Genomic DNA, 25,328 nt, shown 5'->3' with positions numbered 1-25,328 from the left:
AGAACATCGAACTCGCCCTGCGCCTGCGCGGGGTGACCAAGGCCGAACGCCGCCCCGAGGCCGAACGCCTCCTCGAACTCGTCCGCCTCGGCGGCTCCCACGGCAAACGCGTCCACGAACTCTCCGGCGGCATGCGCCAGCGCGTCGCCCTGGCCCGCGCCCTCGCCCAGGACAGCCAGCTCCTCCTGATGGACGAACCCTTCGCAGCCCTCGACGCCATCACCCGCGACGTCCTGCACGGCGAACTCACCCGCATCTGGGACGAGACGAACCTCTCCGTCCTCTTCGTCACCCACAACGTGCGCGAAGCCGTCCGCCTCGCCCAGCGCGTCGTCCTGCTCTCCTCACGACCCGGCCGGATCGCCAGGGAATGGACCGTGGACATCCCCCAGCCGCGCCGCATCGAGGACGCGGACGTCGCCGAACTGTCCCTCGAGATCACTGAACACCTGCGTGGGGAGATCCGCCGCCATGGCCAGCACTGACACCACTTCGAAGGCCACGGGCAAGAATGACGACCTGGCCGGCCTGGAAGCGGGGCTCGACGCCCTCGACGCCGTCCAGACCCACCGCACCCCCGTCCGCGAAGTCCTCGTCAAGAAGGTCCTCCCCCCGGTCCTGGCCGTGAGCCTGGTGCTCATCGTCTGGCAGGTACTCGTCTCGACCGGGATCACCGAGGAGAGCAAACTGCCCCCGCTCAGCGCGGTGGGGGACAGCCTCGGCAAGATGTGGGTGGGCGGAACCCTGTTGGAGGTCATCTGGACCTCCGTCTCCCGCGGCCTGCTCGGCTTCCTCCTCGCCCTGGCCATCGGCACCCCGCTCGGCCTGCTCGTCGCCCGCGTCACATTCGTCCGCGCCGCGATCGGCCCCATCCTCCAGGGCCTGCAGTCCCTGCCCTCCGTCGCCTGGGTCCCGCCCGCCGTCCTCTGGTTCGGCCTCAACGACGCCATGATGTTCACCGTCATCCTCCTCGGCGCCGTCCCCTCCATCGCCAACGGCCTCGTCTCCGGCATCGACCAGATCCCCCCGCTCCACCTCCGCGCCGGCCGCACCCTCGGCGCCACCGGACTCCGCGGCGCCCGCCACATCGTCATGCCCGCCGCCCTCCCCGGCTACCTCGCCGGCCTCAAGCAGGGCTGGGCCTTCTCCTGGCGCTCGCTGATGGCCGCCGAAATCATCGCCTCCTCCCCCGACCTCGGCCTCGGCCTCGGCCAGCTCCTGGAGAACGGCCGCAACAACATCGACCTCCCCGGCGTATTCCTCGCCATCATCCTGATCCTCGTCGTCGGCATCGCCATCGACCTCCTCATCTTCAGCCCCATCGAGCGCTACGTACTGCGCAGCCGCGGCCTCCTGACGAAGAGCTGAACGAGAGGATCGCTCTCAACTCGGAGTCAACACCCGAAATCCTTCCATTCATTGCAGAATCATGAACAGAACCTCGCATTCGAAGGCTACAAGGTGAATTCGATCTACGATTCATCCATCCCTTGTTTGGCTCTTCCTCTGCACATGGATCACACAATGATTTCTGCACTGCCGCGTCGACGTACCCTGCTCGCCGCCTCCGCCGCCGCCGCCCTCACGCTCCTCGTGTCCGGCTGCGGCGCCGGAGAGACGGACGCCCACCGCATCCGGGTGGGCGTCTCCGGCGACTCCCCGGAATGGGACGTCCTCGCCAAAGAGGCCAAGAAGGAGGGCCTCACCGTGGAGACGGTCGTGTTCGACGACTACTCGCTGCCCAACAAGGCCCTCAGCGCGGGCGACATCGAGCTCAACGCCTTCCAGCACCTGGTCTTCCTCGCGCAGTCGAACACCGAGAACAAGACCGACATCGCCCCCATCGCCGCGACCACCGTGGTTCCCCTCGGCCTCTACTCCAGCAAGCACAAGCAGCTCGCGGACCTCCCCGACCAGGCCGAGATCGCCCTGCCCAACGACCCCGCGAACCAGGGGCGCGGCCTCCGGGTGCTGGAACAGGCGAAGATCATCGAACTGCGGAAGGACGCCGGGCTCTTCGCCACCCCCGACGACATCACCGCCAACCCCAAGCACGTCAAGCTCACCCCGGTCAACGCCCAGCAGACCCCGCGGACCCTGAAGGACACCGACGCCGCGATCATCAACGACGGGGTGGCCGAGCTCGCCGGGATCGACGCCGACACCGCGCTGTTCAAGGACGACCCCGCCGCCCCGCAGTCCGTCCCGTACCTCAACGTCATCGCCTCCCGCGCCAACCAGAAGGACAACGAGGACTACCAGAAGATCGTCAAGCTCTACGCCTCCCAGGCCGTACAGGACGAGGTCCGCCGCACCAGCAACGGCACCGCCCACCACGTCGAGCTGCCCGCTGCCGATCTCCAGGCCGAGGTCGCCCGTATCCAGAAGCAGCTGAAGCGATGACCGCCGCCGTGGAACTGCGCGACGTCGCCAAGGAGTTCCCCGGCGGAGCGCGCGCCGTCGACGGCGTCAGCCTCTCCGTCGGGGCGGGCACCGTCTTCGGCGTCGTCGGCCACAGCGGGGCGGGCAAATCCACCCTGCTGCGCCTGGTCAACGGCCTGGAGGAGCCGACCTCGGGCAGCGTCCTGCTGGACGGGCACGACCTCTCGGCCCTCGGCGAGCGCCGGCTGCGCACCGTCCGGCGCGAGATCGGCATGATCTTCCAGCAGTTCAACCTGTTCCGCTCGCGCACCGTCCTCGGCAACGTCCTCTACCCGCTGCGCCTCGCCGGCATGGACCGCTCGGCGGCCCGGGCCCGTGCCGAGGAGACGCTGGACTTCGTCGGCCTCGCCGGCCACGGGAAGCGCTACCCCGAACAGCTCTCCGGCGGCCAGCGCCAGCGCGTCGGCATCGCCCGCGCGCTGGCCACCCGCCCGAAGGTCCTCCTGTGCGACGAGGCCACCTCCGCCCTCGACCCGCAGACCACCGGCGAGGTGCTGGCCCTGCTGCGCCGGGTCAACCGTGAGCTGGGCGTCACGATCCTCCTCATCACCCACGAGATGGAGGTCGTACGGACCCTGTGCGACCGCGTCGCGGTCATGGAGGACGGCAAGGTGGTCGAGAGCGGCGAGGTGTACGAGGTCTTCGCCCGGCCCCGCCACTCGACCACTGCCGCCTTCGTCCGCTCCGCGCAGCACAGCGAGCCGGACCCCGGACTCCTGGAGCAGTTGCGCGCCCGCCACCCCGGCCGCCTGGTCACGCTGCCCGTCGTCGACGGCAGCCCCGCCCTGGACGGCCTCTCGGGGCTCCTGCGCGTCCACGACGTCGACTTCACCTTCGTCCACGGAGGCGTCGGGGAGGTACGGGGCCGCCCACTGGGCAGCGTCACGCTGGAACTGCGCGGGGAAGCCGCCGCGGTCGAGGCCGTCGTCGCCGGGCTCTCCGTCTGCGACCACGCGGAAGCGGGTGCGCGGTGAAGGCCGACTGGAGCACGTTCTGGCCCAAGGTTCTCGACGCCACCGGCGAGACCGTCTACATGGTCCTGATCACCCTGGCGCTGTCGACGGTCGGCGGACTGGCGGTCGGCCTCACCCTGTACGCGACGCGCAAGGGCGGCGTCCTGCCGAACCGGCTCGTGCACGCGGTCCTGGGCATGCTCATCAACATCATCCGGCCCGTCCCGTTCATCATCGCGATCGTCGCGCTCGCCCCGGTCACGCGCGGGGTGGTCGGCACGATGATCGGCACGAACGCCGCGATCTTCCCGATGACGGTCGTCGCGACGTTCGGCGTGGCCCGCATCGTGGAGTCCAATCTGCTCTCCGTCGAGCCCGGGGTGATCGAGGCGGCACGCTCGATGGGAGCGGGCCCGCTGCGGATCCTGCTCACGGTGCTCGTCCCGGAGGCGCTCGGACCTCTGGTCCTCGGCCTGACCTTCATGCTCGTCGCGCTGATCGACTTTTCGGCGGTGGCCGGCACGGTCGGCGGCGGAGGCGTCGGCAACCTGGCGATGACCTACGGCTACCTGCGCTTCGACACCTCGGTGATGGTGGTGACGGTGCTCGTCCTGATCGCACTCGTGCAGTCGGCGCAACTGCTCGGCAACGTGGTGTCCCGCAAGGTGCTCCGCCGCTGACGCCACGCGCCCGCGGCGGGCCGCCGCCACCACCGCGGGCGGGACGGCGGCCGCCCCGGTCAGGAGCCGGCCGTGGCCCTGGAGGCCCTGGAAGCCTGGATCGACAAGCCCCCCTAGTCCTGCCAGTAGAAGAGCAGAGTCCGGACGTCCAGCGGGTCGCGGCTGCCGAAGTAGTACACCCCGAGGTCGGTGACCCGGATCGAGCCGACGGCGTGGTCGATCCAGCGGAAGCCGGCCGATTCGAGGGCGTGGCGCACGTCCGGATTGTCGTCGTCATCGGAGGCGAACCGGCCGAGGGTGCTGATGTACACCCTGCCGTCGCTCGCGCCGTAGCGGATCACGTCGTACGTACCGTCCCCCTGATGGTTGTACTCTCCGCAGGAGACCGGCGGCTCCGGGGCGAGGCCCGCGGCGGTGAGGGCGGCCGTGGCCCGCAGCAGCCGCTCGGCCGGGTCGGAAGGCGACGGCGGCTCCGTGCAGACGGCCTCGATCCGCCACCGCGGATCGCTCCGCTCCTCGCACCACTGCCCGTACTCGTGGACGATCGCCGCGCGCAGTTCCTCGTCCAGGCCGGCCACCTCGACGCGGGGCCGTCCCAGCTCCTCGTACAGCCTCCGGGTCTCGGCGGCGTCGTCGGTCAGCCGGTGCAGCGCGTACACGGCCCACGCCTTCGCCTCCTCGGTCGGCGCCTCCGCGAAGTGACCGCGCAGCCGTTCGGGGTCGGTCAGGAGCGCCTGGGCGCGGTACGCGACGGCCCGGTCGGGGTCCGCGAGCGCGCCGGTGACGTCCTGGCCTGCACGCTCCCGCATGCGGACGCCGGTGGAGCGGTCCTCGGGACGGGCCTCGCCGAGTTCGGCGAGCACCACCTCGAACCCGTGCCGTGCGGCCAGTGCGTCCAGCCCCGCCTCGCCGGTCTCCCGCCGGTGACGCCACGGACTGAAGGCGAGCGTCGCCAGGGCGCCCGCCGCCGTCAGGTCGCCGAGCGCGCCGCGTGCTCCCAGGACCGCCTCGGCCATGCCGTACGCGGTGTCCTGGAGCCGGTCCTCGTGCCGCAGCCAGGGCAGCAGCTCCGTGCGGTCGGCGAGCAGGCCCAGCAGCGCGATGCGCACTTCGCCCACGTCACCGGCGTTCCGGACGCACGCGATCAGCCCGTCCACGCGCCGCTCCGGCACCCGTCCGGCCAGCGCCTGCACACAGGCCCTGCGGCGCCACCACGGCTGCCCCGTGTCGGCCGCGCACCTCGCGAGGGCGTCGGCGTGGTACTCGCGCAGGCCCGCGGTGTCGATCCGTCCGGCCTCCGGGCTCAGCTTCTTGATCGTCTTCGGCATCCCGGGATGCTACCCGGAGGCGTCGGAAGCCTAGAATGGAGGGCTCCGGTCCGCAGGCTCAGCCCGTGGGTGGCCCGGCCCGCCCAGGGGCATCGTTGGAGAGGAAACCGGTTGAATCGGTTCGCCCGGCTCGCCACGCGACTTCTGGCGGTCCCCCTGGGGCTCGTCTGGCCGGCCCCGGCGGGCGAGGCCGCAGGGGTGCTCCCCGAGCGCTGGCCGACCGATGCCGAGCCGGACCCGGGTGTACTGGAGTGCTGCCGACGGGTCGCGGAGCACGGGCGGCCCCAATTCCTGCCGCGGGCCGGGGACGACACGGCGGCTTTCGCGTTCGCCGGTGTTCCGCTCGTCGGCGGTTCCGGCGAGCTCCTGGGCGTCCTCGCGGTCGTGGACCACGATCTCCGCACCTGGAGCGAGGACGACGTCGAGGACCTGTCGGACCTGGCCGCCGCGTGCAGCGCGCAGATGCGGATGCGGGCGCGCTCCGAGCTGGGGCGCCAGGCCCGCGAAGCGGCGGAGGACGCGGTGCAGGCGGCCGAACGGGAGGCGATCCGCGCGCAGGCGCTGCTCGACCGTTCCGATCTGCTGCTGCGGGCGTCCGAGGACCTGGCCGACACCCGCAGCCTGGCCGACGTGCGTCAGCGGGTCGGGGACCTGGTCAGCGGGAACCTCAAGCCGGCCTGCATCGACCTGGCCCTGGTGCGGCGGGGGGTGCTCCATCACGTCATGAGTCCCGTCGACGGCGGTCCGCTGCACGGGCGGGTTCCCGAGCCGATCGCCCTCGGTTCGCACTGGCCGGTCGCGCGGGCGGTGCGCGAGAACCGGATGATCGTGGTCGACGGGCCGGAGGCCGACGTCTCCTCCGGCCCCCTGGCCGGCCCGGCGTTCGACACGGCGGACCTCAGCACCGCCGCCTGCCTGCCCCTGCGCGGAACGCACGGCACGCTCGGGGCCCTGGTGCTGGGGTGGGACACCCCGTACGAGATCGGCGTGGACGAGCGGGCGGTACTGACCACGCTCGCCGGTTACACCGCCCAGGCGGTCGAACGCGCCCTCCACCTCGACGATCGCGTCAACGTCGCCCAGCAGCTCCAGCGGGCCATGCTCACCGAGCTCCCCGACCTGCCCGGCCTGGAACTGGCCGCTCTGTACCGGCCCGCCGCGCAGGACGACATGGTCGGTGGTGACTGGTACGACGCCTACGCACTGCCGGGGGTGGGGGGCGCGGGCGCCACGGGGGTGTTCGCCCTCACCGTCGGCGACATCACCGGGCACGACATGCGGGCCGCCGCGCTGATGGGACAGGTCCGCAGCATGCTGCGCCAGGCCGATCACGACCATCCGGGCGAGGGCCCGGAGGAGGCCCTCTGCGCGCTGGAGCGGGCCTGCCGGCGTCTGGACCTCCCGGCCAGCGGTACCGCCGTCCACGCCCACATCGGTCCGGCGGCCGACGGCCACTGGCACCTGAAGTGGAGCAACGCGGGCCATCCCGCCCCGCTCCTGGTCACCGCGGACGGCGTCGTGGAGAGCCTCACGGAGCACGACGTGCTGTTGCACCACGCCCTGCCGCCGGGGCCCCGTACCTGCGGCAGCCGCTCGCTGCCGCCGGGCAGCACCCTGCTGCTGTACACCGACGGGCTGGTCGAGGAGCGGGGCGCGGACATCGAGGAGAACGTCGACCGGCTCGCCGGGCTCCTCGCCACGGCTCCGCCGGGCATCCGGCTGCACGCGCTGCTGCGGTCCCTCCTGAACACGGTGGGCCCGCGGGAGGCGGAGGACGACACGGTCCTGTTGGCGGTGCGGGTCCCCGCGCCCTGACCGAGCTCCCCGGCACGGTCGGAGCGGTCTGCACGCGGCGCGGTACATCCGGTCGAGAGGGTGAGGCACCCGGCCGGGCTCCTCCTCCTCCTTTCAGCGGGGCATATGCGGCTGGATCAGGTCGATCGATCCATGATCTTTTGTGGCCGTGTCCGGTCGCTCCTCGGCCGGCATTGATCGTTCGTCATGACCCTGGATGACTTGGGGTGTTCAAACCGTCTGTGCGGGTGAAGCGGGCGCGGTGCAGTCAAGGACGGAGATGTCCGGATATGCACTACGGGGCGATGTAGGGGGACTAGAACTGTGCGCGTGCCCCCACGGCCGCTGCTCGACTGTCCGAGTCGATGTCCGGTCCTTCCGTGCCCGAAGCGACGCTGTTCCGTCGTGTCCTGAGCACGGTTCTGCACGCCGAAGGGGCAAGGACGTGCCGGGGTTGCCCGGCACGAGAGTCAGCCCGTGCCGCCCGGCGCACGCACGCCCGGTCGGCGATCTCGAGAGGACGGCTTCGTGAGCCACCCCCAGGACGACGACAACACGATCAGCACGGTCACCGCAGCGCACTTGAGCCGGATCGCCCAGCAGGGCATCTACCGCTCGGCCACCGCCATCGATCCGGCAGCCGTCAACGCCGCCCAGGCACTGGTCGCCACGCTGGACGGCACGGCCGGGAAGGCGCTGCTCACCCCTGAACTCCAGAAGCTGACGGAGCAGGTGCGGCAGAAGGCGACCATCGGCTTCCCCCGCATCACCGCCGACGACGGCGTACGGCTGTCGGCCCACACGATCAAGCTCAACACCGCGGAGCCCCGCCCCGTGGTGATCGTCCCGTCGGGCTGGACTCCCTTCGGCTGGATCCTGTTCGAGTACGCGTACCTCCAGCTGGCACTGCGCGGGTACCACGTACTGGCCTACACCCCTCGTGGCATGGGCCTCACCACGGAACTCCCGAACGGCTCGTACCTCGACGCCCCCTGGACCTCGGGCGGCACGATCGACGTGGCAGGGCCCTCGGACTGGGCCGACGGCTCCACCGTCATCGACTACGCCCAGCAGCACTTCAACCCGAGCAGGATCGCGTTCCTCGGCGAGTCCTACGGGTCGGGCATCAGCCAGCTGGTCGCGGCGCACGACCCGGCGGCCCGCGTGGACGCGGTCGTCGCCCTCAGCACATGGGGCGACCTGGCCGACAGCCTCTACCAGAACGACACCCGCCACCTGGCGGCGGTACAAGCTCTGATCGCGTTCACCGGCGGCCCGATCGAGCGGAAGTTCGACGAGGCCACCCGGGAGATCCTGGAGGACTTCCTGGCCGGCCGGAACCTCGATCGTGTGGTGGAGTGGGGCAAGGAGCGGTCGCCGTCCTCGTACCTCGACGGGACCAACGCCCGCGCCATCCCCACGTTCTTCTCGAACACCTGGCACGAGACGCTGTTCCCGGCCAACCAGGTCATCGGGCACTTCGAGCGGCTGACCGTGCCCAAGCGGCTCAACCTCTGGATCGGCGACCACGCCGCACCCGAGGGCGCCGGCCTCACCATCCCGTTCAGCGGGCCGAACGTGCCGGTCGAGGAGGCATTCGCCTGGCTCGACCACCATGTGCTCGGGGCCGACAACGGCGTCGCCGCATGGCCTGCGGTCGCCAGTCAGATCATGTTCACCTACAAGACCCGTACCGACCCGGAGACCGGGAAGAACGTCATCACCGAACCGGCCGTCCGCGAGACCGGCGAATCCTGGGCGGATCTCACCACCTCCACCGAACGCTGGTACCTCACCGCCGCCGCGACGGACCGGCGTGACGGCGGGCTCGCCACCGCACCGGAAACGGGATGGAAGAGGGAGTTCACCGCCGGGCAGCTCACCGGCGCCACCGCGGTGGACGACATCATCACGACCGGCCAGGCGGAGTGGAAGGGCAACCCGAAGGAGTACGCCACCGACACCTTCGACCGCCGGCACCTCGCCGTCTGGAACAGCGGCCCGCTCCAGGCGGCCCGCCGCATCCGCGGTGTTCCCGAGCTCACCCTGACCGTCCGCAGCTCCGCCGCCGCCACGACCCTGGTGGCCTACCTGTTCGACGTCAGCCCCGACAACACGGCGCGCATCATCACGCACGAACCGCTCACCCTGCCGGAGCTGTCCCCCGGCGAGGACCGCAGCGCCACCTGGATGCTCCAGGCCGCCGGATACGACCTCGCCGCGAACCACCGGCTCATGCTCGTCGTGAACAGCAAGGACAAGCTCTACTCCGACGCGCACACCGGCACCAGCACCACCACGATCACCTCCACCGACGACACCGCGGCTCACCTGGTACTGCCCCTCGGCTGATCCGGCACGAACGAACACCGCACCTCACACAGCCGGTTCGGCAGCCGGCGAGCGGGCCCCGCGGCCCGCTCGCCGAGCAGGCCTGCCGGACCGGCGAGTGGGTGTGGTGGCGACGAGCACCGCCGTCCGCCCCCAGCGCGGAGAACGGGTTCCGATCGGGAGAACGAGTCATGAGTCAAACCTCCGGGGGGACGGGCGGTCGGGACATCCGGTCAGTCGACGCCCAGCAGGCGCCGCCGCTCCTCGGGGCTGGAGCGGAAGTCCGCGCACGATGCCTCGTGGACGATGCTGCCCTTCTGCATGACCGCCACGTGCTGCGCGACGGAGAGGGCGAGCCCGAGGTTCTGCTCGACGAGGACCACCGACATGCCCTGCGCACCCACCTCGCGGATGACCTCGCCCACGTGGGAGACGATCGCGGGGGCGAGGCCGTCGGACGGCTCGTCGAGGAGCAGAAGGCGCGGGTTCCCCAGCAGGGAGCGGGCGATCGCGAGCATCTGCTGCTCCCCGCCGGAGAGCTCGTCGCCACGGTGCCCGAGCCGCTCCCCCAGCCGCGGGAGCAGGTCGAGGACGCGGGCCCTGGTCCACGGGCCCCGGGCCGGACGCCTCGCGGCGATCGCCAGGTGCTCCGCCACCGTCAGCGGCGCGAAGACGCGGCGTCCCTGCGGAACGACACCCACCCCGGCCCGGGCGATCACATCGACACGGGATCCGGCGATCTCCCGGCCGCCGAGGGTGACGCTGCCTGCGTACGGCCGGACGAAACCCATGACGGTCGAGATGAGGGTGGTCTTCCCGACCCCGTTGCGGCCGAGGACCGCGACGATCCCGCCCTCGTCGAGGTCGAGGTCGACGCCGCCGAGGACCACGCCCCCGGCGTAGCCGGAGCGCAGGCCACGGATGCTGAGGAACGGCTTCACGAGGCGGCCTCCATCGTGCCGAGGTAGGCGCTCTGGACCTCACCGGAGGCCCGCACCTCGTCCGGGGTGCCGGTCTTCAGGTGTCTGCCGAGGTGCATGACCGTCACCGTGTCGGCGAGCTCGAAGACCATGTCGAGGTCGTGTTCGATGAGCAGGACCGTCACTTCGGCGGGCAGGGCGGCGACGAGTTCGGTGAGTCGCGCCGTCTCCGCCGGAGACATCCCGGCGGCCGGCTCGTCCAGCAACAGCAGCCGGGGTTCGGTGGCCAGGGCGACGGCGACCTCCAGCTGCCGCCGTTCGCCGTGCGAGAGGGCGGCCGCCAAAACGTCGTGCCGGGTGGGCAGCCCCACCCGTTCGAGCAGCGTCCGCGCCTGCGCGATCGCCGCCGTCCGGGCGCTCACCCGCCGCAGGCCGCCCAGTCCGGCCCCGGCGGGGCGCAACCCGGCGAGCAGGACGTTCTCCAGGACCGTCTCCCGCATGAAGAGGCTGGAGTGCTGGAAGGTCGCGGCGACACCGAGTCCGACCCGGCGGTGCACGGGCAGCCGGGTCACGTCCTGCCCGTCGACGAGGATGGTTCCGGAGGTCGCCGCCAGCGTTCCCGAGATCAGGCCGAACAGCGTGGACTTTCCCGCGCCGTTCGGGCCGATGACGGCGTGCCGGGCGCCCCGGCGCACGGTGAGACCGACCTCGTCCAGGGCCCGGAAGGAGCCGAAGTGCTTTGATATCTGGCGTAGTTTCAGTAGATCGTGTTCTGTCACGCCGTCCTCTTCCGGGTCAGCCTGGGCGGGAGCCGTACGCCGGCCAGCCCGCGGGGCAGGGCGTAGACGGCGACGACGAAGAACAGTCCGAGCAACAGCGGACCGCGTCCCGCGACGGCCTCGAGGTTGCCGAGGTAGTCACGGGTGAGCCAGACGAGCGCGGCTCCGGCGCAGGCCCCCCACATCGACCCGGAGCCGCCGATGACGACGGCCAGCAGGGCCAGGGCGGCGATCTCGAAGCCCGCGTCGCCGGGCGAGACGAACCGCTGCACCGACACCCACAGGGCGCCGGCGACCCCGGCCAGCGCACCGGCGCCGCAGTAGACGGCCAGGGCGTACCGTCCGGTGGGGTATCCGATCGCGCTCATGCGGCGCTCGTTGTCGCGGATCCCGCGCAGGGCAAGGGCGAAAGGTGTCGAGCCCAGACGGGAGACGGCCGCGAAGAGCACCAGGAACACGGCCAGGACGTAGAAGTACACCAGCCCGTCGAGCTCCAGCGCGGACATGCCCGGCAGCGGTACGACGGGCGGGATGCCGGACACCCCGTCGGTGCCGTTGGTCAGCGACTTCCAGTTGACGGCGGCGCTGTAGGCGATCTCTCCGATGGCCAGCGTCAGCATGAGGAACACCACGCCCCGGGCCCGCACCGCCAGCCATCCCGTGGGCACGGCGACCAGCGCGGCGACCGCGGCGGCGATGAGCAGCTGGAAGGCCCCGACGTCGGTGAGCCGCGTCGCGACGATGGCCGCCGTGTAGGCGCCCACACCGAAGTAGGCGGACTGACCGAGGGTCGGCAGTCCGGTCAGGCCGGTGAGCAGGTTCACGCTGATCGCGAGGAGGGCGAACACCAGGATCCGCGAGAGGGTGCCGACGGCGTACGGGCCGAGGACGAAGGGGGCCGCCGCGAGCCCGAGGACGACGCCGGTCACGGCAGGCCGCCGCAGCCGCAGTTCGGCGGGTCCGTGAGATCCGCCGGATCCGGACGGGGTCATGCGCGCACCCCCGACGGGACCAGGCCGTGCGGGCGGACGACGAGGACGACCAGCATGGTGCCGAAGAGCAGGAAGGGGGCGTACTCGGGAAGCAGCGCCACCCCGAGGGTCTGCACCTGGCCGATGAGGAGTGCGCCGGCGAGCGCGCCGCGCACGGATCCGAGACCTCCGACCACCACGACGACGAGCGAGAGGACGAGGACGGTCTCGTCGACGCCCGGGCCGGGACCCAGGATCGGCGCCCCGAGGACACCGCCGACCACGGCCAGGGCCGCGCCGAGGGCGAAGACCCCGTAGAGGACCTTGCGGATGTCCACGCCCAGCGCGCGGACCATGTCCCGGTCCGCGACGGTGGCCCGGACCAGTGCTCCGAGCGAGCTGCGTTCGAACACGAGGTACACGGCGGCGGCGAGACCGGCCGCGACGCCGATGAACACGAGCCGGTAGACGGGATAGGCGTGGCCGAGGAGGTCCACGCTCCCGCGGAGCGAGGCCGGCGGGTCGGTGGGCAGCACCTCGCCGCCGAAGGTCGCGGCGAGGAGGTCGGCGACGATGAAGGTGATGCCGAGCGTCAGCACGGCCTGGTCCAGGTGGCCGCGCCGGGCCAGTGGCTGTGTGAGGAACGTCAGCGCCGCTCCGCCCAGCGTGCCCACCAGGACGCCGGCCGCCAGTGCGAGGAGCAGACCCCACAGGCTTCCGTCGGACAGGGCGTAGGCGACGTAGGCCCCGGCGAGGTAGAGCGTGCCGTGGGCGAGGTTGAGCACGTCCATCATGCCGAAGACCAGGGAGAGGCCGACCGCGATCGTGAACAGCAGCAGTCCGAAGGCGACGCCGTCGACGACGCTGACGAAGTTGCCGTCCAGCCATCCGTACATGTCAGCCGCCCAGTCGGCCGAGCTCGGAGCTGACGGTGTTGGCCCCCTGCTTGACCTCGCGCAGGTACCAGGGCTGGATGGGCGTGCCGCCGCTGTTGAACCGCCAGCTGCCGCGCGGGCTGTCGATGTCCCCCACCCCGGAGATGGCGGCGTTGACCGTTTCCGGGGTCACCGTGTCACCGGCGGCCTTGATCGCCCGGTCGAGGACCTGTGCCGCGTCCCATGACGCCATCGCGTACGTGGTCGGGGCCGCGCCGTGGGCGGAGGTGTAGGCCGGGGCGAACTGCTTGTTGGCCGCGTTGTCCAGGTCCGCGCTGTAGTTGAGTGCGGTGAGGATGCCCTCGGCTGCCTCTCCCTGGCCCTTGAGCACGCCGCCCTCGGTGAGGAAGCCGGGCGCGTAGAGCGGGATCCTGCCGGCCAGGCCGAAGTCCCGGTACTGCTTGACGAAGTCGACGGCCGCGCCGCCGGCGTAGAAGCAGAAGACGGCCTTGGCTCCGGACCGCTCGATCTGCGCGAGGTACGGCTGGAAGTTCTTGGTCCCCGGGAACGGCGTGTAGACCTCCTCCCCCGCGATCGTGCCGCCCGCCGGGAGGAAGGTGGACTTGAAGCCGTCCACCTCGTCCTTGCCCGCCTGGTAGCCGGCGGCGATCAGGAAGACCGGGCCGCCGGCCTTCTCGGCCACGTGCTTGCCGAGCGCCTTGCCGGGTTCGTCGTTGACGTACGAGGTGCGCCAGATGTACTTGGTCCCGGTCAGGGTCGTGGGTGAGGCGTTCGAGCCGACGAGCGGAACCTTGCTGCTCTCGAACAGGTCCTTGACCCCGTTGACGGTGGCCGAGCTGACCACGCCGCTGACCGCCAGCACGCGGTCCTGCTTGACCAGCTTCTCGGCCGCCGCCTTGCCCGAGTCGGCCGTCTCCCCCTCGTCCGCGATCACGATCTCCACGGCGCGGCCGCCGAGTTTGCCGCCGTGCTGTCTGACGTAGAGCTCGAAGCCCTGCTTCATGTCGTCGCCCAGTGCCTTGTAGGTCCCCGACTGTGGGACGAGGAGCCCGATCTTCACGGGCCCGTTCTGCTTGTCGCCGTCGCCCTTGCCGAGGCTGGCACCACCGCATGCCGTGGTCAGGAAGAGGGCTGCCGTCGTCACGGCGATCAGACCAACGGGACGAAATCGACCTGCCATGGAAACTCCGAACGTTGTCAACCGGCCCTGACGGGACGGATGTTGCTGATGGGGCTGCCTTGAGGGGTCCCAGAGGAGGGAGGTCCGGCTCCCAGGGGTGGCCTGGCTGCCGGTCGGGATGCGCGTTTCGCCGCCGCACGGATGGGCTCGAAGCGAGAGCCGCCGGCCGGGCGAGCACGTCGGCCGCCCGGCAAGGTATCGAAGGTGACACGTGTCTATCGTGAATTGTCGACGGACGTCAAGAGTTCACGATATTTTGGTCGGCGCAGATGCCGCACCCCTTGACCCCGGCCGAATGCATGTCGTAACACTGACCCTCGTCAAAAGCACGCTATGCCGAATCGGTGAGCGACGGCACTTGATCAGTCAGGGAGTGAGCACCATGACCGACGATCCATCGCGGCGCAAGATCCTCAGGAACAGCGGGATGCTGGCCGGTGCCGCACTGTTCTCCGGCCTGCCGGGCGCCGGCACGGCCCAGGCCGCCCCGCGCCCGGCTGCCGCGTCCTCGCCCGTGGTGGAGGCGCCCGCGGGCCGGCTGCACGGAAGCACGGAAGGCGGCCTCACCGTCTTCAGGGGCGTGCCCTACGCGGCGCCGCCCGTCGGCGCGCTCCGGTGGCGGCCGGCTCAGCCCCATCCCGGGTGGCAGGGGACGCGCGAGGCGACCGCCTTCGGGCCGAGCGCGCCTCAGCCCTACCGGGAAGGCGGCGACCAGGTGCTCGGAACGCACGGTTCACCGCCCTTCGACGAGGACTGCCTCACACTCAACGTCTGGACCCCCGGGGCCGGTGGCGCCAAGCGGCCGGTGCTGGTGTGGATCCACGGCGGCGGCTTCATCTCCGGATCCGGCTCGCTGGCGAACTACTCCGGCGAGACCTTCGCCCGGAACGGCGACCTCGTCGTCGTGACCATCAACTACCGCCTCGGGCCGCTCGGTTTCCTCTACTTCGGGGAGGACGGCGCCGGGGGGAACTTCTGGCTCACCGACCAGCTCGCCGCACTGAACTGGGTACGGGACAACATCGCCGCCTTCGGCGGCGACCCGGACAACATCACCGTCGCCGGACAGTCCGGCGGCGCACTGTCCGTCGCGGCGCTGGCCGGCGCCCGGACCAAGGGCCGCCCGCTGTTCCGGCGGGCGATCCTGCAGAGCCCGCCGCTCGGCCTGAAGATCCCCACCCGCGCCGAGTCGCTGCAGCGCACCGCGGTCTTCCTGGACATCGCCGGGGCCAAGAACGTGGCGGAGCTCCGGGCCGTGCCCTGGCCGCGCCTGATCGCCGCCACCTTCGAGATGTTCGGGCGCACCGGGCAGTGGGGGTACTGGGGGACCCCGTTCCTGCCGGTGCTGGACGAGGTCACGCTGGACCGCAACCCGGCCGACCTGCTGCTCAGCGGCGCCGGGGCGGACATCGAGGTGCTGCTCGGCTGGACCAGGGAGGAGGCGAACTTCGCCTTCGCCCTCAGCGAGCCGTACGCCGCGGCGACCAAGGACCAGGTCCTCGCCAGGGCCCGGAACACCTTCGGCAGCCGGGCGGCCGAGGCCTACACCGCCTACGAGGAGGCCCGGCCGGGTGCCCGGCCGCTGGACGTGCTCATGGACCTGATCACCGACGACCTGTTCCGCATGCCGTGCGTGGCGCTGGCCGAACGGCGGGCGGCCCGTGGACGTCCGGTCTGGGCGTACCAGTTCAACCTCCCGACGCCCGCGCACGGCGGTCAGCTCGCCGCCGCGCACTGCCTGGAGCTGCCGTTCGTGTTCAACAACTTCGACAAGTGGTCGCACGCGCCGTTCCTGGCGGGGCTGGGTCCCAGGGTCCGTGACGGTCTCGCCGCGACCGTGCACGCGTCCTGGATCTCCTTCATCCGCACCGGCGACCCCAACCAGCACCCCATGCCGCGGTGGGACCGCTACGGCCGGGAATCCCGCACGACGATGACCCTCGACTCGGTCACCACCGCCACCGAGGACATCGCCGGGTACTGGCGCCGCCTGCACCATCCCGCGGTGCCGTAGCCGCACCCCCGGCCCGGCAGGGCCTCCCGCTCCGTCACCGCCCATGCACTTCGACACCGTCACCGCGGCCGTCCCGCACCTCGCGCCCCGCTAAAGCGCGGGTCCGCCGATCGCCTGCTCCGTCCAGATGGTCTTCCCGGTACCGGTGAACCGGCAGCCCCAGCGGTCGGTGAGCTGGGCCACGAGGAAGAGGCCGCGCCCGCCTTCGTCCGTGTCCCGTGCGCGACGCAGACGCGGCTGGGTACTGCTGGGGTCGGACACCTCGCACACGAGCAGCCGGTCGCGGATCAGCCGGAGCCCCACCGGGCCGCCCGCGTACCGGATCGCGTTCGTGACGAGCTCGCTGACGACGAGCTCCGTCACGAAGCCCAGCTCGTCCAACTGCCAGTCGGACAGCCGGCCCAGCACCAGCTCACGGGCGTGCGCGACGAGGGACAGGTCGGGTTCGAGCTCCCACTCGGCGACCTGATCGGACGTGAGGGCGTGCGTGCGTGCGAGCAGCAGGGCGACGTCGTCGGTGGGCTCGTGGGGCAGCACCTCGTCGCACAAGGTCTGGCTGATCTCGCCCAGCGGCCGGTTCGGCCCGGCGCCGGCCAGCGAGCTCCTCAGCCTTTCCATCCCCTGCTCGATGTCGCCGCCGCGGCGCTCGACGAGTCCGTCCGTGAAGAACGCGAGCGTGCTGCCGGGTTGCACGCCGATCTCCGTCACCTCGAAGGGCATGCCGCCGACGCCGAGCGGCGGTCCCGGCACCATGCCCAGGAAGTACGGCTCCTCCTCCGGGGGCAGCAGTGCCGGGGGCGGATGTCCCGCGGTGGCGGCGGCGCACCGCTTCGCCACCGGATCGTAGACGGCGTACAGACACGTCGCTCCGAGCACCGCGGGCTCCGTGCGGGACTCACCGGCCATCTGCTCGCTGGAGAATCCGAGCACCAGGTCGTCCAGGTGCGTGAGCAGCTCACCCGGATCCAGATCGAGGTCGGCCAGGGTCTGCACCGCGGTCCGCAGTCGTGCCATGGCGGCGGTGGCCTCGAGTCCGTGGCCGACGACGTCCCCGACGACGAACGCCACGCGCAGCGACGGCAGGGGAATCACGTCGAACCAGTCCCCGCCGACCCCGACGCCTCCCCCGGCCGGCTGGTAGACACCCGCGGTGTCCGCGGCCGCCGTGTTCAGGACGGAGTGCGGCAGCAGGCTTCGCTGCAGGGCCAGCGCCGACCGGTGCTCCTTCGTGTAGCGGCGTGCGTTGTCCACGCCGAGGGCGGCCCTGGAGGCGACGTCCTGCAGGAGGGCGGCGTCCGCCTCGTTGAACGCGGAAGGCAGCTGGCTGCGCCAGACCGTGACGCAGCCGAGGATCAGGCCCCGGGCGTAGAGCGGCACCGCCACGGAGGAGTGTGCCCCGCCCGGGACGAACAGCCGCAGGGTCTCGGCGTTCACTCCGAGCGTCGTTCGCAGTACGGCGATGTCGGACACCAGCACCGGCCGTCCCGCCATGAGCGGGCGCATCACCTCCGTGTCCGGTACGGGCGGGAGCGCCTCTCCGACCGGCAGGAGGTCCTCTGCGAAGACTCCCGGGCTCTGTGCGGCAGCGGTCCGGCGCAGGCGGACGTCGTCACTGGCGTCGAGGTGCGGGGGCTCGTCGCCCACCAGCACCGGCTCGGCGAGGTCCACCGTCGCCAGATCGGCGAAATCGGGGACGAGCAGGTTGACGAGGACCTGAGCCATGTCCGTCACGTCCAGGGAGGGCCCGATGCTCGCGGCGGCGGCGTGGGCCAGCCCCTTCCGGCGTCGCTCCGAGTCGGGCCCGACCGCCTCCGCCGGGGTTTGCGCCGGGGTGACCAGGACGAGCCAGTGCGCGGCGGCGTCGGGAGCGCCGGGGGCGTGAGCCGCGAGCCGGACCACCGCGCAGACCTGGAGAAGCTCCTGCCCTGCACGAATGCGAGCGGGAGCGGGAGCGGTCACCGGGAGCCCGTCCGGCAGCGCCTGCGTACCGGCGGGCGGCAGCAGCCCCAGCAAGGGAGCGCAGGTCTGTCCCGGCGCGCATTCCAGCAGCGTCGCGGCCCGCTCCGAAATGGCGACGACCACGCCCGCGGCGTCGAGTACGACCGCTGCGGTTTCACTCACGGGCACCGAGGCCGGCCTCGGGCCACGATGCTCCGGTTCACGCATGTCGCCTCCACGCGCCGTGACCTTCAGTATCGTCCCCGGCGAAGGACCCGGCGACCGGCCCGCGCAGGGTCGGTCCGACCTCGGCGGCAGCGGCGCGCCGGCACTCGGGGCCGGTTCCTCCGGCGAGCAGGCCGTGGGCGCGCGGCTCCAGCGAGTAACGTGCCGCCCGTGCATGAGCATGAGCGTGGGCGTGAGCATCAGCGCGATCTCGTCGGTTACGGCGCCGAGCCGCCGCTTGCCTCCTGGCCCGGCGGTGCCCGTGTCGCCGTCAGCCTCGTCCTCAACTACGAGGAGGGCGGCGAGCAGAACGTGCTCGAGGGCGACCCCGCCTCCGAGGGCTTCCTTCACGAGCTGATCGGCTCGCCGCCCGTGGCGGGAGGGCGGGACCTGAACGTCGAGTCGCTGTTCGCCTACGGCTCGCGCGCCGGCTTCTGGCGCATCCATCGCACGCTCGCGTCCCACCACGCGCCGCTCACCGTCTACGCCGTGGCCCAGGCTCTCGAACGCAACCCGGACGCCGCGCGAGCCATGGCCACCGCCGGCTGGGAGGTGGCCGGCCACGGCTGGCGCTGGATCGACTACCGGCACGTGCCCGAGGAGGCCGAGCGCGCCGACATCGCGCGCTCGGTCTCGACGATCGAGCGGCTCGTCGGCCGCCGGCCCGTGGGCTGGTACACCGGTCGGACGAGCCCGCACACACGGCGGCTGGTGGCCGAGGAGGGCGGCTTCCTCTACGACTGCGACGACTACTCCGACGACCTGCCGTTCTACGTCGAGGCCGCCGGCCGACCGCGACTCGTACTGCCGTACAGCCTCGACGCGAACGACTTCAAGTTCCTGCTGGTCCACGGGTTCACGACCGCCGACGACATGCTCGCCTACCTCATCGACACCTTCGACACCCTGCACGCCGAGGGCGCCGACCGCCCGCGCATGATGAGCGTCGGCATGCACTGCCGGATCATCGGCCGGCCCGGCCGCATCCGGGCCCTCGACGGCTTCCTGCGGCACGTCGCGCAGCGGGGTGGTGCGTGGGTCACCACCCGTGAACGGATCGCGCGTCACTGGCTCGCCACGCACCCGCCGCCGGGCTGAACTCCCCGCTGCCGCCCCGCCCGTTCCGCCCACCGGCTCTCCGCGTAGCCTCACGCTTCGTGACTTTGATACGTGCGGTGTGGGATCGCCTGTGGGCAAGCGGACTCGTCAGGGCGGACGTCGGCCGACGGCAGAGGACGGCCCTCGAGGAGATCGGCGCGCTGATCAGGGAAGACCGGTACGAGGAGGCCGAAAGAGCGGCCAGGGCCTTCGCCGTCCACCCGCGGCGAACTCGGGACCGCAGCCCCGCCGCACGCTGGTCGGCCGTCTACCTCGCCGTGGTGGCGGCGATCGCCCACGGACGGGGAGCAGAGGTGCTGCCCGAGCTGGAGGCCCTCATCGCAGAGGTGAAGCAGGACGCCGGCAGCTGGCAGAGCCGGAGTCTGCTCCTCGATGCCCGGTTGAATCGTGTGAGCGTACTCGTGGACGCGGAGCGGCTGCACGAGGCGGAAGCAGAAGCCTTGGACATCCTGCGCGCCAGCACCCGGATCGCGCACGCCATCGAGACGTGGGAGACGGAGCTCTGCACTCTTCTGAATCTCGCCCACGCCCTCTGTGAACTGGAACGCTACGAGGAGGCGGAGGAGATCGCGCGCGGAAACCTGGCGCGTGCCGAGGGGCGCTGGCGCGCCTCCTTCAATATCGTCCTGGTGGAAATCCTCAACGGCCGGGGCCGCCACGCGGAAGCCCTCGCACAGGCCCGCGAGCCCATGCCGTCGGCCCGCAGGCGTTCGACGACCGGCGCCCTGGAGCTCGGTGTGGCCGCCGCTCTGCACGGCACGGGTCGCCACGAGGAAGCACTGGACACGGCCCGGCAGGCACTTCACGCCTGCGAGCAGACCCTGCACCCCGCCCACCCGCGCATCAAGCACGCACGGGCCCTGCTCGCCCGGATGGCTCCCGAGAACCCCGAGAACCCGACCGACCGACAGGCGGACTGACGGACTGACGGACGTTCGGCCCCCTCACCGTTCAGGACGCGCGGATGCCGTCGCAGGCGATCGGCAGGTGGCGGGGGCCGCGGAGCACCGCGTTCTGGCGGTACGGGGGCGGGTCCTCCAGCAGCCGCGGGTTCTCCAGCCGGCGGGCGAGTTCGCTCAGTGCCAGCTGGGCCTCCAGGCGTGCCAGCGGGGCGCCGAAGCAGCTGTGGATGCCGCTGCCGAGGCCGAGGTGCTGGATGTCCTTGCGGTCGGGGTCGAAGCGGTCGGGGTTCTCGAACCGCTTGGGGTCGCGGTTCCCGGACGCCAGGATCAGCGAAACCGTGGCGCCCTTGGGGATGGTCACCCCATCCACCTCGATGTCGTCGAGCGTGCTGCGCCGGGGCAGCAGCTGCACGGGCGGCTCGTAGCGCAGCAGTTCCTCGACGATCGGGACCGACAGGTCCGGCTCCCCGCGCAGCCGCTCGAGTACGTCCGGGTGGCGCAGCAGCGTCAGCATGCCGTTGGTGATGAGGTTGACCGTGGTCTCGTGGCCCGCGATCAGCAGCAGCGCCGCGGTGCTGATGATCTCCAGCGAGCTCATGGACCCGTCCGGTTCCTCGTCGACCGCCACCAGCTGGGACAGCATGTCGTCGCCCGGCTTCTTGCGGCGCTCCTCGATCAGCCCGCCCAGGTACATGCCGAGCTCGATCTGCGCGTCGGCCGCGGCCTTGGGCTTCTCCGCGGGGTCGGCGTCGGGATCGGGGTCCAGGCTGGCGGCGAGGGTGTCGGCCCAGCCGTGGAAGCGCGGCTCGTCCTCGTGCGGCACACCCAGCAGCCGGCAGATCACCGTCACCGGGAAGGGGTAGGAGAACTGCTCGACCAGGTCGATCCGTTCCGGGTTGTCCGCGTCGAGGATGCCGTCGATGAGGTCGGAGACGATGCCGTCGAGTTCGCCGCGCATGTCGTGGACCTTGTGCGGGGAGTGCGGCGGTCCGAAGGGCCGGTTCGTGATGCGGCGCAGCCGGTCGTGGTCCGGCGGATCGAGCCTGATGAAGACCGGGGGCAGGGCCGATTCGTCTCCGTCGCCCTGCGCCAGCGGGTCGCCCATCGGGTCCTTCAGATTGCGGGGGTCGGAGCTGATGCGCGGATCGTGCAGCAGGCTCTGTATCTCGTGGTAGGTGCTGACGACGTACGGCCCGTCCTCGTCGTGGAACACCGGCGTCCTGCGCAGCTCCTCGTACAGCGGGTACGGATTGGCGCGGCTGGAGTAGTCGATGATCTGCCGGAGCATGGCTCGGCTCATGGCGTGTCCTCTTGCGGCTCGCGGGATCGGGGCGTGGGAGGGTGTGGTCCGGCACCTCACAGGGCCCGGCTTTCCCCAGCATGCACGGAGGCCCCGGGGACCGCCTGCCGGGCTACGGATCCGCAGGTCACACCCGTGCCACTCCCGCCCGTGCGTGTCCCGTCCGTCCGCACCCTCGACAGCTCGTCGCCCTCTGCCGCATCATCATTCTTGCACTCCGAGTGCAAGAACATCCGTACGTGCCCTTCGCCTCTCTCGTGCCCCTCCGCGTCCTCACGTGGTCAACGGATGAAAGGCCCACGCATGCGCACGTTCCTTCGCGCCCTGGCTGTCCTGGTGGCGGCCGCCCTATTACCGCCGCTCACCGCCGCGGCCCCGGCCGGAGCGGTCACCCTGCCCGCCCTGTCCATTCCCGGGGACCCTCGCGGAGCCGGTCTCGCCCGGTTCACCGGTCGGGCCGTCGTACCGCGACCGGTCTCCGTACCCCCGGTCCCGCAGCACCCGTTCATGGCCGCCAACGGCTCCAGCAACGTGCACGGTGACGCCTACCAGAGCGACACGTACGAAGGGCCCGGCCCCACCGGCCGCGATCTCACCGTACGCAGCAGGCTCCAGGGCGGGCTCTGCGGTTCGGTCACCTTCGACTCCAGGGGCCGCATCGTCACCGTCTGCATGACCCCCGGGCGCTCGCCCCGGCTGATGCTGCTCGATCCGCACGACCTCGGGGCGATCTCCTCCCTCACGCTGCCCGGGACCGCGGGCACCAGCCCCACGGAAGTCTCCGGAGGCGGCTACTTCTACCTCGACCAGCTCGACCGGGCCGTCGTCCCCACGAAGGACGGCACCATCCAGGTCGTGGCCGTCCGGCGCGACGCCCTCGTGACGGAGGCGCGTTACGACCTCAAGGCGGTGACCGGCACCAGCGGCATCGTCTCCGTCCTCCCCGACTGGTCGGGGAGGATGTGGTTCGTGACCGGCAGCGGGGTGGTCGGCGTCCTCGATCCGGCCACCGGCGCGGTCTCCACCCATGTGTTGCAGGGGGAGACGATCGCCAACAGCATCGCGGTCGACGAGTCCGGCGGCGTCTTCGTCGTCAGCGACCACGCCCTCTACCGCTTCGACGCGCGGGCCGGGGGCGGGCCCGTCGTCACCTGGCGCGCCCCGTACGACAGGGGGGCGCGGCAGAAGCCCGGCCAGCTCAGCCGGGGCAGCGGTACCACTCCCACGCTCATCGGCCCCGCGTCCGGCCCGGACGGAGGGTACGTCGCCATCACCGACAACGCCGACCCCCGGATGAAGGTGCTCGTGATGGCGCGCGGGAAGGCCGGGCCCGAGAAGGTGTGCGAACAGCCCGTCTTCGCCCCGGGCAAGGGCGCCGACGAGAACAGCCTCGTCGCCGTGGGCGGTGACCTCATCGTGGAGAACAACTACGGCTACGTCGTCGAGGACCACGCCCTCCTGAAGGGACTGCTGGGAGGGCGTCAGGTCGACACCGAGCCGGGCCTCGCCCGGGTGCACGTCGACTACACCACCCGCACCTGTTCCCTCGCCTGGTCCGACAGCAGCGAACGGGTTCCCAGCGTCGTCAGCAAGGTCTCCCTCGCAACGGGCCTCCTGTACACCTTCACGCACCCGACCGCCGACGAGCTGCGGTCCGCCGGCCCGAAGGACACCGCCGCGATGCCCGACGCCTGGTACCTCACGGCGTTGGACGTACGGACCGGCGAGCGGGTGTGGAGCCGACTGGTCGGTTCCGGCCCCCTGTTCAACAACCACTACGCGCCGGTGACCCTGGGCAGGGACGGCTCCGCCTACGTCGGCGTGGTCGGCGGCCTCGTGAGGATCACCGACTCCTGACCGCCACGGACGGGCCGTCCGACCCGCCGTCCGGGTCTGCGGCTGGACCCGGACGTGTGACAGACCGCGGCCCTGCCGAGGTACGGGGCATGAACGGCGCCCCACACGGTTACCCCTTCCCCGGGTCCCGGCGTCCTCGGTGCAGGAGCGCAGCAGAGCCTGACGTCCTCACGTCAGGCCGCGTGCCGCACCGCGGAGGGCGCCACCACTGGCTTCACGAAAGGTACGACGATGAAACGGCGCAGCACGCGTCACCGGGGATTGAGTTCCCTTGTCACCCTTGCCCTGACCGGTGTGGCGGCTGCCACCGCCGTGGTCCCGGCCCACGCGGTCGCGGTGCCGTGTGACACCGCGGCCTTGATCACCGCGATCAACAACGCCAACCTGAACGTGGACACGGTCATCGACCTGGAGCCCTACTGCCTCTACGAGGTCACGGCTCCCTACATCGCGGGAGCAGACGACGGCCTCCCGCCCATCACCAACACCAACGGCGTGACCATCAACGGTCACCACGCGACCATCAAGCGGGTCGGCACCACTCCCTTCCGGCTGTTCGAGGTCGGTACCGGCCCGGCCGTCCTGGGCAGGCTGACGCTCAACGACCTGACCGTCATGAACGGGCAGCCCGCCAGCAACGTCGGTGGCGCCGCCGTGCTGGTCAGGAACAACAGCACCTTCGCGGGAACGAACGTCGCCTTCCAGGGAGGAACGGCGAACCTCGGCGGTGGCATCAGGTTCCTGTCCGGCACCACGGGAACCCTGACCGACAGCCGCATCTCGGACAACCGCACCGACGGCGGGGCGAGCGGCGGGGGCGGGCTGCAGACCGACGGACAGGTCACCCTCGTCAACACGCACATCACGAGCAACCGTGCACGCGTCGGCGGCGGCATCGGACACTCTTCCGGGACGCTCACCATCAACGGCGGCAGCATCAAGCACAACACCGCCTTCGACACCGGCGGCGGCATCGCCTCCGACGGAAGCGGCACCCTGAACGTGACGGGGACGGCCATCACCGACAACCGCGTGGCGACCGGCGGTCTCGGGTCGGGCTTCGGCGGCGGGGTGTACGTCGGCGCCGGAGGTACCAAGACCTTCACCAACTCCACCATCGAGGGCAACACGGTGACCGTCCAGGCCGTCGAGGACGGCGGAGGCGGCATCTTCACGCTCGGCGCAACGCTCACCCTGGACAACACCAAGGTGAAGGGGAACAAGCTCATCGGAGAGGCCGGTCAGGGGGCCGGAATCAACGCGCGAGGGGGCATCGTGAAGCTCATGAACGCGTCGGACGTCACCGGCAACCTGGCCGCCGGGCGCTACTCGCAAGGCGGCGGGATCTACACGGCCAGCCTCATCAACACCCCTGCAGTGACCGTGAACAAGTCCGCCATCGACCGCAACAAGGTCTCCGGCACCGGTTCACGGGGCGCCGGCATCTACAACGCGAGCGGCACCTACGAACTGACCGACGCCTCGGTGCGGTTCAACGTCGCGCCCGACGCGCCCGCCCCCGGCGGCATCTGGACCAGCACCGCGATCACCTCGGTCACGAACACCGCGATCGCCCGCAACTCGCCCACGAACTGCCGCTACAGCCCGGCGCCCGTGACGTCCTGCGTCGACTGACCCTCTCCCTGCGAGATCGCCAACGTCAACGCCCGCGGCCCCGCCCCCCGAGAGGGGGCGGGGC

At 71.3% G+C, this 25,328-nt stretch carries 20 protein-coding genes; 12 read left to right on the top strand and 8 right to left on the bottom strand.

Features of this window, described 5'->3' with window-relative positions; genetic code table 11:
• The 5 genes from ACWGE1_RS27250 to ACWGE1_RS27230 form a co-directional block, all read left to right on the top strand.
• Window positions 1-485 (top strand): ABC transporter ATP-binding protein (locus tag ACWGE1_RS27250; RefSeq protein WP_453423110.1); only part of this gene is annotated, 485 nt, incomplete at its 5' end.
• Entirely contained in the window at window positions 472-1,368 is an 897-nt protein-coding gene (locus ACWGE1_RS27245; protein WP_453423109.1) for an ABC transporter permease, read from the top strand. The genes ACWGE1_RS27250 and ACWGE1_RS27245, both read left to right, overlap by 14 nt.
• Before the next feature lie 156 nt (window positions 1,369-1,524).
• Complete coding sequence (locus tag ACWGE1_RS27240) at window positions 1,525-2,403, top strand: MetQ/NlpA family ABC transporter substrate-binding protein (RefSeq protein WP_453423108.1); 879 nt, start codon at window positions 1,525-1,527, stop codon at window positions 2,401-2,403.
• Window positions 2,400-3,416 (top strand): methionine ABC transporter ATP-binding protein, encoded by a 1,017-nt coding sequence (locus tag ACWGE1_RS27235; protein ID WP_453423107.1) that lies wholly within the window; start codon window positions 2,400-2,402, stop codon window positions 3,414-3,416. The genes ACWGE1_RS27240 and ACWGE1_RS27235 overlap by 4 nt, the downstream gene beginning before the upstream one ends.
• Window positions 3,413-4,075 (top strand): methionine ABC transporter permease, encoded by a 663-nt coding sequence (locus tag ACWGE1_RS27230; RefSeq protein ID WP_453423106.1) that lies wholly within the window; start codon window positions 3,413-3,415, stop codon window positions 4,073-4,075. Before ACWGE1_RS27235 ends, ACWGE1_RS27230 begins: the two co-directional genes overlap by 4 nt.
• A gap of 113 nt (window positions 4,076-4,188) precedes the next feature.
• Here ACWGE1_RS27230 and ACWGE1_RS27225 read toward each other — a convergent pair whose 3' ends face one another.
• Window positions 4,189-5,403, bottom strand: a complete 1,215-nt coding sequence (locus tag ACWGE1_RS27225) for a hypothetical protein (protein ID WP_453423105.1) — start codon at window positions 5,401-5,403, stop codon at window positions 4,189-4,191.
• Between the two features lie 111 nt (window positions 5,404-5,514).
• On the opposite strand from ACWGE1_RS27225, the gene ACWGE1_RS27220 reads away from it, so the two are divergent.
• Window positions 5,515-7,218: a SpoIIE family protein phosphatase gene (locus ACWGE1_RS27220; protein ID WP_453423104.1), complete on the top strand. Its 1,704-nt coding sequence runs from the start codon at window positions 5,515-5,517 to the stop codon at window positions 7,216-7,218.
• Window positions 7,219-7,725: 507 nt separating this feature from the next.
• Window positions 7,726-9,549, top strand: a complete 1,824-nt coding sequence (locus ACWGE1_RS27215; RefSeq protein ID WP_453423103.1) for an alpha/beta fold hydrolase — start codon at window positions 7,726-7,728, stop codon at window positions 9,547-9,549.
• Window positions 9,550-9,761: 212 nt separating this feature from the next.
• On the opposite strand, the gene ACWGE1_RS27210 is transcribed toward ACWGE1_RS27215, so the two are convergent.
• The 5 genes from ACWGE1_RS27210 to ACWGE1_RS27190 are packed head-to-tail and all read right to left on the bottom strand — an operon-like array spanning window position 9,762 to window position 14,238.
• Window positions 9,762-10,469, bottom strand: a complete 708-nt coding sequence (locus ACWGE1_RS27210) for an ABC transporter ATP-binding protein (RefSeq protein WP_453423102.1) — start codon at window positions 10,467-10,469, stop codon at window positions 9,762-9,764.
• Window positions 10,466-11,227 carry an ABC transporter ATP-binding protein gene (locus ACWGE1_RS27205; protein ID WP_453423101.1) on the bottom strand — a complete coding sequence of 254 codons (762 nt, stop codon included), beginning with the start codon at window positions 11,225-11,227 and terminating at the stop codon, window positions 10,466-10,468. The genes ACWGE1_RS27210 and ACWGE1_RS27205 overlap by 4 nt, the downstream gene beginning before the upstream one ends.
• Window positions 11,224-12,219: a branched-chain amino acid ABC transporter permease gene (locus tag ACWGE1_RS27200; protein WP_453423100.1), complete on the bottom strand. Its 996-nt coding sequence runs from the start codon at window positions 12,217-12,219 to the stop codon at window positions 11,224-11,226. Before ACWGE1_RS27200 ends, ACWGE1_RS27205 begins: the two co-directional genes overlap by 4 nt.
• Entirely contained in the window at window positions 12,216-13,094 is an 879-nt protein-coding gene (locus ACWGE1_RS27195; RefSeq protein ID WP_453423099.1) for a branched-chain amino acid ABC transporter permease, read from the bottom strand. Before ACWGE1_RS27195 ends, ACWGE1_RS27200 begins: the two co-directional genes overlap by 4 nt.
• Window position 13,095: 1 nt before the next feature.
• A complete protein-coding gene (locus ACWGE1_RS27190; RefSeq protein WP_453423098.1) occupies window positions 13,096-14,238 on the bottom strand; it encodes an ABC transporter substrate-binding protein in 1,143 nt (380 codons plus the stop codon).
• Window positions 14,239-14,656: 418 nt separating this feature from the next.
• On the opposite strand from ACWGE1_RS27190, the gene ACWGE1_RS27185 reads away from it, so the two are divergent.
• Entirely contained in the window at window positions 14,657-16,288 is a 1,632-nt protein-coding gene (locus ACWGE1_RS27185) for a carboxylesterase/lipase family protein (RefSeq protein WP_453423097.1), read from the top strand.
• A 90-nt stretch (window positions 16,289-16,378) separates the two neighbouring features.
• Here the strand turns inward: ACWGE1_RS27185 and ACWGE1_RS27180 are convergent, their stop codons facing one another.
• Window positions 16,379-18,409, bottom strand: coding sequence for an ATP-binding SpoIIE family protein phosphatase (locus ACWGE1_RS27180; RefSeq protein ID WP_453423096.1), 2,031 nt, complete (start codon window positions 18,407-18,409; stop codon window positions 16,379-16,381).
• 213 nt (window positions 18,410-18,622) lie between these two features.
• On the opposite strand from ACWGE1_RS27180, the gene puuE reads away from it, so the two are divergent.
• Entirely contained in the window at window positions 18,623-19,549 is a 927-nt protein-coding gene (puuE, locus tag ACWGE1_RS27175; protein WP_453423095.1) for an allantoinase PuuE, read from the top strand.
• Window positions 19,550-19,608: 59 nt separating this feature from the next.
• Window positions 19,609-20,490 (top strand): tetratricopeptide repeat protein, encoded by an 882-nt coding sequence (locus ACWGE1_RS27170; RefSeq protein ID WP_453423094.1) that lies wholly within the window; start codon window positions 19,609-19,611, stop codon window positions 20,488-20,490.
• 31 nt (window positions 20,491-20,521) lie between these two features.
• On the opposite strand, the gene ACWGE1_RS27165 is transcribed toward ACWGE1_RS27170, so the two are convergent.
• Window positions 20,522-21,772: a cytochrome P450 gene (locus ACWGE1_RS27165; RefSeq protein ID WP_453423093.1), complete on the bottom strand. Its 1,251-nt coding sequence runs from the start codon at window positions 21,770-21,772 to the stop codon at window positions 20,522-20,524.
• Between the two features lie 303 nt (window positions 21,773-22,075).
• On the opposite strand from ACWGE1_RS27165, the gene ACWGE1_RS27160 reads away from it, so the two are divergent.
• Together ACWGE1_RS27160 and ACWGE1_RS27155 are read left to right on the top strand one after the other, a co-directional pair.
• Entirely contained in the window at window positions 22,076-23,629 is a 1,554-nt protein-coding gene (locus ACWGE1_RS27160; RefSeq protein WP_453423092.1) for a hypothetical protein, read from the top strand.
• Window positions 23,630-23,923: 294 nt separating this feature from the next.
• Window positions 23,924-25,264, top strand: a complete 1,341-nt coding sequence (locus ACWGE1_RS27155) for a hypothetical protein (RefSeq protein ID WP_453423091.1) — start codon at window positions 23,924-23,926, stop codon at window positions 25,262-25,264.
• Window positions 25,265-25,328: the final 64 nt, after the last annotated feature.

It is taken from the genome of Streptomyces sp. NPDC054932, from assembly GCF_053610205.1.
The sequence above is the reverse complement of the archived record's forward strand: the minus strand, read 5'-3'. Positions and strand labels throughout refer to the sequence as shown.

Bases quoted from the DNA above. Each gene is read 5' to 3' on its own strand.
- ACWGE1_RS27245 (WP_453423109.1), top strand. From the start codon at position 472: ATGGCCAGCACTGACACCACTTCGAAGGCCACGGGCAAGAATGACGAC.
- ACWGE1_RS27240 (WP_453423108.1), top strand. From the start codon at position 1,525: ATGATTTCTGCACTGCCGCGTCGACGTACCCTGCTCGCCGCCTCCGCC.
- ACWGE1_RS27235 (WP_453423107.1), top strand. From the start codon at position 2,400: ATGACCGCCGCCGTGGAACTGCGCGACGTCGCCAAGGAGTTCCCCGGC.
- ACWGE1_RS27225 (WP_453423105.1), bottom strand. From the start codon at position 5,403: ATGCCGAAGACGATCAAGAAGCTGAGCCCGGAGGCCGGACGGATCGAC.
- ACWGE1_RS27200 (WP_453423100.1), bottom strand. From the start codon at position 12,219: ATGACCCCGTCCGGATCCGGCGGATCTCACGGACCCGCCGAACTGCGG.
- ACWGE1_RS27195 (WP_453423099.1), bottom strand. From the start codon at position 13,094: ATGTACGGATGGCTGGACGGCAACTTCGTCAGCGTCGTCGACGGCGTC.
- ACWGE1_RS27185 (WP_453423097.1), top strand. From the start codon at position 14,657: ATGACCGACGATCCATCGCGGCGCAAGATCCTCAGGAACAGCGGGATG.
- ACWGE1_RS27165 (WP_453423093.1), bottom strand. From the start codon at position 21,772: ATGAGCCGAGCCATGCTCCGGCAGATCATCGACTACTCCAGCCGCGCC.
- ACWGE1_RS27160 (WP_453423092.1), top strand. From the start codon at position 22,076: ATGCGCACGTTCCTTCGCGCCCTGGCTGTCCTGGTGGCGGCCGCCCTA.